Genomic DNA, 8,263 nt, shown 5'->3' with positions numbered 1-8,263 from the left:
CCGGCCGCCGGGCAGTCTGCAGGAGGCAGCCGTGAAGGATCTGAAGTTCGAGCAGAAGCGCTCGCTGACCCGCGACGAGGCCGCGGACCTGCTGGCGGAGCTGGCCGAGGCGTTCCGCGAGGGCGGTGAGGCCGAGCTCTCGCTGGGCGACGTGGAGCTGAGCATGCGGGTTCCCGACGAGTTCCGCACCGAGGTCGAGCTCGAGGTCGGCGACGGCGAGATCGAGCTGGAGATCGAGCTGAAATGGCGGACGGGCGGCGGGCGGGGCACGCGCCCCGCCTCCGCGCGGACGGCCGCCGAGCCCGAGGCGGCAGCCCCGCCCGGGACCGCCGAGGACGCGCCGGCCCAGGAGGGCGGGTCGTCCGCGCCGTCGGCCGAGCCGTCCGCGGGCACCCGGAGCCGGAAGGCCACGCCGCCCGCGAAGGCGAAGCGGACCCCTGCGAAGCGGACCCCCGCCAAGCAGTCCGCGGGCAAGCGGACCTCCGCGAAGCGGACCTCCGCCAAGCCGTCGTGAGCCGACCGCCCGGCGGCCGGTCCGGTCCGTTCTAGCGCCGGATCAGCCGCCGGGCGGTGGCCGCGGCCACCGCCGCCGTGCGCGACTCGACGCCGAGCTTGGCGAAGATGTGCACCAGGTGGGACTTCACCGTCGCCTGGCTCAGGAAGAGGGCCTTGCTGATCTGCTGGTTCGACAGGCCCTCGCCCACCAGCTGGAGGACCTCCAGCTCCCGCTTGGTCAGCGCCTCCGCCGGGGTGCGCATCCGGTCCATCAGGCGGTGCGCCACCGCCGGGGCGAGCGCCGACTGACCGGCCGCCGCCGTACGGACCGCCGCCGCGAGCTCCTCCGGCGGGGCGTCCTTCAGCAGGTAACCAGAGGCGCCGGCCTCCACCGCGGCGAGGATGTCCGCGTCCGTGTCGTACGTGGTCAGGACGAGCACCCGCGGCCCGCCCGCCACCGCGGTGATCGCCGCGGTCGCCTCCGAGCCGTGCATCCCGGCACCGAACTGGAGGTCCATGAGGACCACGTCGACGCCCCCGGCAGCGGCCAGTTCGACGGCCCGCTCGGCCGTCGCCGCCTCCGCGACCACGGCGAAGTCCGGCTCGGTGTCGAGGACGGCGCGGAGCCCGGCCCGTACCACCGGGTGGTCGTCGGCGAGCAGCAGTCGGATGGTCATGCGTCGGACTCCAGCGGACGGGACGAGGACGAGGGGGAGCGGGCGGGCGAGCGGGCGGACGAGTGGGCGGACGAGCGGGAGGGGGAGTTCGAGGACGAGCGGGACGGCGCGAGGGGCAGCGGGAGCGAGACGGCCACGGCGGTGCCCTGGCCCGGCGCCGACTCCACGGTGAACGTGCCGCCCAGCGACTCGGCCCGCGAGCGCATCGCCGGCAGCCCGAATCCGCCCACCGACGAGGCACGTACGGCCCGGGGGTCGAAGCCCTCGCCGTCGTCCACCACGTCCAGGGTCACCGAGCCGCCCATGAACGACAGGGTGATCTCCGCCCGGGAGGCCGAGGCGTGGCGGACGGTGTTCGCGAGCGCCGACTGGGCGATCCGCAGCAGCGCCACCTCGTACGGGGTGGGCAGCTCGGCCGGCGTCCCGCTCACCGAGAACCGCACGCGCGGACCGTCCGGGCCCGCCGTCCCGCACAGCCGTTCCAGGGCGCCGGCGAGCGAGCCGTGCTCCAGATCGGGCGGGGTCAGGGCACGGACGAAACGCCGGGCCTCCGCCAGGTTGTCCTGCGCGGCCCGCCGGGCCGCCTCGATGTGCCCGGCGGCCGGCGAGCCCTCGGGCAGCGCCCGCTCGGCGGCCCGCAGCAGCAGCTGGATCGAGGAGAGCCCCTGCGCGAGCGTGTCGTGGATCTCCCGGGCGAGCCGCTCCCGCTCGGCGAGCGTCCCCGCGTGCCGTTCCGCCGCCGCGAGCTCGGCCCGCGTGGAGATCAGCTCCTCGATCAGCCGACGGCGCCGCTCGCTCTCGCGGTACAGCGCCTGGTAGCCGAGCACGGTCGCCACGGCGACGGCCGCGCCCAGCAGCGGCCCGATGAAGACGCCGGGATTGAGCGCGGCGCCGTGCCGTACGTACGAGAGGATCGCCGCGCAGGCCGTGAGCGCCACGGCCGGCAGCGACCAGCGCACCGGCAGCAGGTGCAGTTGGAGGAAGTAGAGCGGGAACGCGATCCACAGCCCCTCGGGCGTCACCCAGAGCAGCACCAGCCAGGACAGACAGAGGGCCCCGAGCCACACGCCGGCCGCCCGCTGCGACTCCCGCACGGAGGGCAGCAGCGAGCCTGCGGCGTAGACCGCGCCGGTGACACCCGCCGCCGCGATCCCCGCCGCGGTGTGCGAGCGCAGCGCCGCCAGGACCAGCAGGCCCGCCATCAGGAGGTGCAGGCACAGGCGCAGCGCGCGCAGGGCGGGGGTGAGGGAACGGGGATCCATGATGGATCCAGGGTAGGCGGGGCCGCGGGCCGGACCGGACAATCCGGACTCAACCGAAAGTTTGATTGCGGAGCCATCCGTGGCGCGATGCCCGCGACCGCACCCGCCGAGCAGTCTTGGTGCCATGTTCGTGGCATGGAGAGACCTGAGATTCGCCAAGGGGCGATTCACGTTGATGGGTACGGTGATCGTGCTGATCACCCTGCTCGTCGGACTGCTGTCGGGGCTGACCGCCGGGCTCGCGCGGGAGAACATCTCCGCGATCACCGGCCTTCCGGCGGACCGACTGGCCTTCGCGGCCCCGCCCGACGGACAGTCGGTCTCCTTCACCAACTCGACCGTCACCGAGTCCGACTGGGCCGCCTGGGCCGGCCGCCCGGGTGTGACGCGGGCCGAGCCGCTCGGCATCCGCACCCTCAACGCGAGCGCGGGCGACCGCACCGCCGCGCTCTCCGCGTTCGGCACGGAGCAGGGCGCCGGCCTCGCGCCGGAGAGCGGCAGGCTCGGTCCCGGCAAGGCCGTCCTGTCCGAGTCGGCCGCGAAGGAGCTGGACGTCACCGCCGGCGACGCCGTGCGCCTCGGCTCGCTGGAGGCCACGGTCGTCGCGGTCGCCGGCGACGCCTCGTACAGCCACACCCCCGTCGTCTGGACCTCCCTCGACGACTGGCAGAAGTTCGGTCACAGCGGCACCTCGCCCGAGGAGCAGGCCACCGTCATCGCCCTCTCCGGCTCCGGCGCGGACTGGGCGGCCGGCGACGGGGCCCTCGGCACGGCCTCGAAGACGATCGACGAGGCGCTCGGCGCCATAGGGTCCTACCAGGCCGAGAACGGCTCCCTCCAGTTGATGCGCGGCTTCCTCTTCGCCATTTCCGCGCTCGTCATAGGAGCCTTCTTCACCGTCTGGACCATCCAGCGCAGCGCCGACGTCGCCGTCCTGAAGGCGCTCGGTGCCTCCACCCCGTACCTCCTGAAGGACGCCCTCGGGCAGGCCGTGGTGATGCTCGGTGCGGGCACCCTGCTCGGCACCGGTCTCGCCTCCGGCATCGGCGCGCTGATCAGCGGCGGCGACGTGCCCTTCGTGCTCCAGCCGCTGACCGTGCTCGGCCCGGCCGCCGTGATGATCGTCCTCGGTGTGCTCGGCGCGGCCCTGTCCATCCGGCGGATCACCGCCGTCGACCCCCTGACCGCGCTGGGGAGCGCCCGATGACCTCGACGACCCCGATGACCTCGACGACCCCGTCGGCTCCGGCCGATCTCGTCCTCGACGACGTGACCCTCACCTACCCGGACGGTGACGGCCGGCTCACCGCCCTCGACGCGGTCTCGCTCACCGTTCCCGCCGGCACTCTCACCGCCGTCGTCGGCCCCTCCGGCTCCGGTAAGTCCAGCCTCCTCGCGGTGGCGGCGACCCTGGTGACCCCGGACAGCGGCCGGGTCGTGGTGGCCGGCACCGACACCGCACCGCTCGCCCCGGCCGACAAGGCGCGGCTGCGGCGCGAGCGGATCGGCATCGTCTTCCAGCAGCCCAACCTGCTGCCCTCGCTCACCGCCCTCGAACAGCTCCAGGTGATGTCGCACCTGTCCGGCCGGAAGAGCCGTGCGGTCCGCGAGCGGGCCCTGGAGCTGCTCGACGCGGTGGGCCTCGCCGAGCAGGCGCACCGGCGCCCGCACCAGCTGTCCGGCGGCCAGCGTCAGCGGATCAACATCGCGCGGGCCCTGATGAACGAACCGTCCGTCCTCCTCGTCGACGAGCCGACCAGTGCCCTGGACCACGAGCGCGGCGCGGCGGTCATGGACCTGCTCGCCGGCCTGACGGCGGAACGGGGCACGGCGACGGTGCTGGTCACGCACGACCGGACGCATCTGGGACGGGCGAACCGGGTGGCGACGGTGACGGACGGGCGGCTGTCGGAGGACCTGCTCGTCCAGAGGTAGAACGCTGTCGGAGGACCTGCTCGTCCAGGAGGAGGACGGAGGACGGAGGCCCCTGCCGGTCCGGAACATGAGTCGAGCGTGCGACGGCCCTGGCCGTCGCACGCTCGACGCGCTTGCGTACCCGTCTCAGCCCTGTCCGTTGCCCGCCGTGTTCGCCAGGGCCGCCGACAGTTCCTCGGCGACCTGGTGGAGGATCGGGACGATGCGCTCGGTCGCCGCCTCCGTCACGCGGCCCGCCGGGCCGGAGATCGAGATCGCCGCCGCGGTGGGGGAGTTCGGGACGGGGACCGCGAGGCAGCGGACCCCTATCTCCTGCTCGTTGTCGTCGACCGCGTAACCGGTCTCGCGCACCATCTCCAGCGCGTCCAGGAAGCCCTCGGGCGTGGTGATGGTCTTCTCGGTGGCGGCGGGCATCCCGGTACGGGACAGCAGCGCGCGCACCTCCTCGGCCGGGGTGTTCGCGAGCAGCGCCTTGCCGACGCCGGTGGAGTGCGGCAGCACCCGGCGGCCGACCTCGGTGAACATGCGCATCGAGTGCTTGGACGGCACCTGGGCGACGTACACGATCTCGTCGCCGTCGAGCAGTGCCATGTTCGCGGTCTCGCCGGTCTCCTCGACGAGCCGGGCCAGGTACGGCCGGGCCCAGGTGCCGAGCAGCCGGGAGGCGGACTCGCCGAGCCGGATCAGACGGGGGCCGAGCGCGTACCGGCGGTTGGGCTGCTGGCGGACGTAGCCGCAGGCCACCAGCGTGCGCATGAGGCGGTGGATGGTGGGCAGCGGCAGCCCGCTGCTGGCGGAGAGCTCGCTCAGCCCGACCTCGCCGCCCGCGTCGGCCATCCGCTCCAGGAGGTCGAAGGCACGCTCGAGGGACTGGACGCCACCGCTGGCGGCGGCGGGCTTGGCGGCGTCGGTGGTGCTGGCGCTGGACGTCGGCACGGCAACGGTCCTTTCGGGGCAGGCGGGCAAGGCTGCAGCCTACCGGGCGGTGAGGCCGGGCACACGGCCCAGGCCCCGGCGTCCGCGCCGGTCAGGGGGTGTTTGTCCGATGTCGGCGGCTGCCCGGAGCAGTCCTGGTCGGCCCCGCATGTGCGGAGCTACGTTCTACTGTACGAAATTCTCATTCCACTTCATGGAAACATCCAACTGGCCCTCGCGCTCGTCGGGCGACCGGGGCGATTCTGAAAAGTGTGCCCTTGACGACATGTCGTCCCGGCCGCAGACTCCTTCAACAGTTCGTTGAATTTTCTGGTTCGCTGAAGAAGCTCGTGGAAGAAGAGGGGTACGGGTGGACGTCAACCTGGTCCTGCGCTCGACGCGCGTCATCACCCCCGAGGGAACCCGCGCGGCGTCGATCGCCGTCTCCGGCGGGACGATCGCGGCCGTGCTGCCGTACGACGCCGAGGTACCGGCCGGTGCCCGGCTGGAGGACGTCGGTGACGACGTCGTCCTGCCCGGTCTCGTCGACACCCACGTCCATGTGAACGACCCCGGCCGCACCGAGTGGGAGGGCTTCTGGACCGCCACGCGCGCCGCGGCCGCCGGTGGCATCACCACCCTGCTCGACATGCCGCTCAACTCGCTGCCGCCCACCACCACGGTCGAGAACCTGCGGATCAAGCAGGACGTCGCCCGCGCCAAGGCGCACATCGACACCGGCTTCTGGGGCGGCGCGCTCCCCGACAACGTCAAGGACCTGCGTCCGCTGCACGACGCCGGCGTGTTCGGCTTCAAGTGCTTCCTGTCGCCCTCCGGCGTCGACGAGTTCCCGCAGCTCGACCAGGACCAGCTGGCCGCCTCGCTCGCCGAGATCGCCGGTTTCGACGGACTGATGATCGTCCACGCCGAGGACCCGCACGAGCTCGCCGCGGCGCCCCAGAAGTCCGGCGGCAATTACGCCGACTTCCTGGCCTCCCGGCCGCGCGTCGCCGAGAACACCGCCGTCCAGAACCTGATCGACCAGGCCCGGCGGCTCCGCGCCCGCGTCCACGTGCTGCACCTGTCGTCCTCCGACGCGCTGCCGCTGATCGCCGCCGCCAAGGCCGAGGGCGTCCGGATCACCGTCGAGTCCTGCCCGCACTTCCTCACCCTCACCTCCGAGGAAGTCCCGGACGGCGCCACCGAGTTCAAGTGCTGCCCGCCGATCCGCGAGGCCGCCAACCAGGACCTGCTGTGGCAGGGCCTCGCCGACGGCACCATCGACTGCATCGTGTCGGACCACTCGCCGTCCACCGCCGACCTCAAGACCCCGGACTTCGCCTCCGCCTGGGGCGGCATCTCCTCCCTCCAGCTCGGCCTGCCCGCCATCTGGACCGAGGCACGCCGCCGCGGCCACGACCTGACGGACGTCGTCCGCTGGATGTCCGAGGGCCCCGCCCGCCTCGCGGGCCTCACGCAGAAGGGCGCCATCGAGGCCGGCCGCGACGCCGACTTCGCCGTCGTCGACCCCGACGCCACCTTCACCGTCGACCCGGCCGAGCTCCAGCACCGCAACCGGGTCACCGCCTACGCGGGCAAGACCCTGTACGGCGTCGTCACCTCCACCTGGCTGCGCGGAGAGCGCATCGTCGACCGCGGCACCCTCGGCGAGCCCTCCGGCCGTCTCCTCGAAAGGAACAACTGACCCGTGACCGGCATACCCTCCTTCACCGGCGACGCCAGCCCCTACGGCGGCGGTGACCCGTACGCCGACTACCGCACCGCGGACTTCCCCTTCACCCAGTACGCGGACCTCGCCGACCGCCGCCTGGGCGCGGGCGTGATCGCCGCCAACGACGAGTTCTTCGCCGAGCGCGAGAACCTGCTGAAGCCCGAGGCCGCCGAGTTCGACCCCGAGCACTTCGGGCACAAGGGCAAGATCATGGACGGCTGGGAGACCCGCCGCCGGCGCGGCGTGTCCGCCGAGGTGCCGCACCCCACCGAGGACGACCACGACTGGGCGCTCGTACGCCTCGGCGCCCCCGGCGTGATCCGCGGCATCGTCGTCGACACCGCCCACTTCCGCGGCAACTACCCGCAGGCCGTCTCCGTCGAGGCCGCCTCCGTCGCCGGCTCGCCCTCGCCCGAGGAGCTGCTCGCCGACGACGTGAAGTGGACGACGCTCGTCCCGCGCACCGCCATCGGCGGTCACGCCGCCAACGGCTTCGCCGTCGACGTCGAGCAGCGCTTCACCCACCTCCGCGTCAACCAGCACCCCGACGGCGGCATCGCCCGCCTCCGTGTGTACGGCGAGGTCGCCCCCGACCCGCAGTGGCTCGGCGTGCTCGGCACCTTCGACCTCGCGGCCCTGGAGAACGGCGGCCAGGTCGAGGACGCCTCCGACCGCTTCTACTCCCCGGCCACCAACACCATCCAGCCCGGCCGCTCGCGCAAGATGGACGACGGCTGGGAGACCCGCCGCCGCCGCGACAAGGGCAACGACTGGATCCGCTACAGCCTCGCCGCCGAGTCCGAGATCCGCGCCGTCGAGATCGACACCGCGTACCTCAAGGGCAACAGCGCCGGCTGGGCCGCCCTCTCCGTGGCCGCCGAGGGCTCCGAGGACTGGACCGAGATCCTGCCCCGGACCCGCCTCCAGCCCGACACCAATCACCGCTTCGTGCTCGACACGCCCGCGGTCGGCTCCCGGGTCCGGATCGACATCTTCCCCGACGGCGGCATCTCCCGCCTCCGTCTCTTCGGCTCGCTCACCGAGGCGGGCACGGCGCGGCTGACCGCCCGCCACCAGGAGCTGGGCGGCTGACGCCACCCACCGGGCGACCGGGCGGGCACGACACCCCGCCCGGCGACCACGAGGGCGCACCGACCCGACAGCACCGGTGCGCCCTCGTTCTTTCCTTCCGCACCTTCCGGACACCCCCGCGGACCCGCAGCCCCCGCAGCCCTGCGCCCCGCGAC

8 protein-coding genes are annotated in these 8,263 nt (G+C 73.3%); 5 read left to right on the top strand and 3 right to left on the bottom strand.

Going from position 1 to position 8,263, the window contains the following annotated elements:
- On the top strand, positions 1–514 hold a 514-nt coding region (locus AB0M16_RS16665), incomplete at its 5' end, for an amphi-Trp domain-containing protein (protein WP_365343367.1).
- A gap of 31 nt (positions 515–545) precedes the next feature.
- Here AB0M16_RS16665 and AB0M16_RS16660 read toward each other — a convergent pair.
- Both AB0M16_RS16660 and AB0M16_RS16655 read right to left on the bottom strand, forming a co-directional pair.
- Entirely contained in the window at positions 546–1,172 is a 627-nt protein-coding gene (locus AB0M16_RS16660) for a response regulator transcription factor (protein WP_365343365.1), read from the bottom strand.
- Entirely contained in the window at positions 1,169–2,434 is a 1,266-nt protein-coding gene (locus AB0M16_RS16655) for a sensor histidine kinase (protein WP_365343363.1), read from the bottom strand. Before AB0M16_RS16655 ends, AB0M16_RS16660 begins: the two co-directional genes overlap by 4 nt.
- 124 nt (positions 2,435–2,558) lie before the next feature.
- Here AB0M16_RS16655 and AB0M16_RS16650 point away from each other — a divergent pair, with 124 nt between their 5' ends.
- Together AB0M16_RS16650 and AB0M16_RS16645 are read left to right on the top strand one after the other, a co-directional pair.
- Positions 2,559–3,641: an ABC transporter permease gene (locus tag AB0M16_RS16650; protein ID WP_365343361.1), complete on the top strand. Its 1,083-nt coding sequence runs from the start codon at positions 2,559–2,561 to the stop codon at positions 3,639–3,641.
- A gap of 14 nt (positions 3,642–3,655) precedes the next feature.
- A complete protein-coding gene (locus AB0M16_RS16645; protein WP_365343626.1) occupies positions 3,656–4,369 on the top strand; it encodes an ABC transporter ATP-binding protein in 714 nt (237 codons plus the stop codon).
- A 126-nt stretch (positions 4,370–4,495) separates the two neighbouring features.
- Here the strand turns inward: AB0M16_RS16645 and AB0M16_RS16640 are convergent, their stop codons facing one another.
- Entirely contained in the window at positions 4,496–5,305 is an 810-nt protein-coding gene (locus tag AB0M16_RS16640; protein WP_365343359.1) for an IclR family transcriptional regulator, read from the bottom strand.
- Positions 5,306–5,654: 349 nt separating this feature from the next.
- On the opposite strand from AB0M16_RS16640, the gene allB reads away from it, so the two are divergent.
- The gene (gene allB, locus AB0M16_RS16635) at positions 5,655–6,989 is read left to right on the top strand and encodes an allantoinase AllB (RefSeq protein ID WP_365343357.1); all 1,335 of its coding nucleotides are present in this window, start codon (positions 5,655–5,657) and stop codon (positions 6,987–6,989) included.
- 3 nt (positions 6,990–6,992) lie between these two features.
- Positions 6,993–8,108, top strand: a complete 1,116-nt coding sequence (alc, locus tag AB0M16_RS16630) for an allantoicase (protein ID WP_365343355.1) — start codon at positions 6,993–6,995, stop codon at positions 8,106–8,108.
- Positions 8,109–8,263: the final 155 nt, after the last annotated feature.

Source organism: Streptomyces sp. NPDC051921 (assembly GCF_040680975.1).
Lineage (GTDB): Bacteria > Actinomycetota > Actinomycetes > Streptomycetales > Streptomycetaceae > Streptomyces.
The sequence above is the reverse complement of the archived record's forward strand: the minus strand, read 5'-3'. Positions and strand labels throughout refer to the sequence as shown.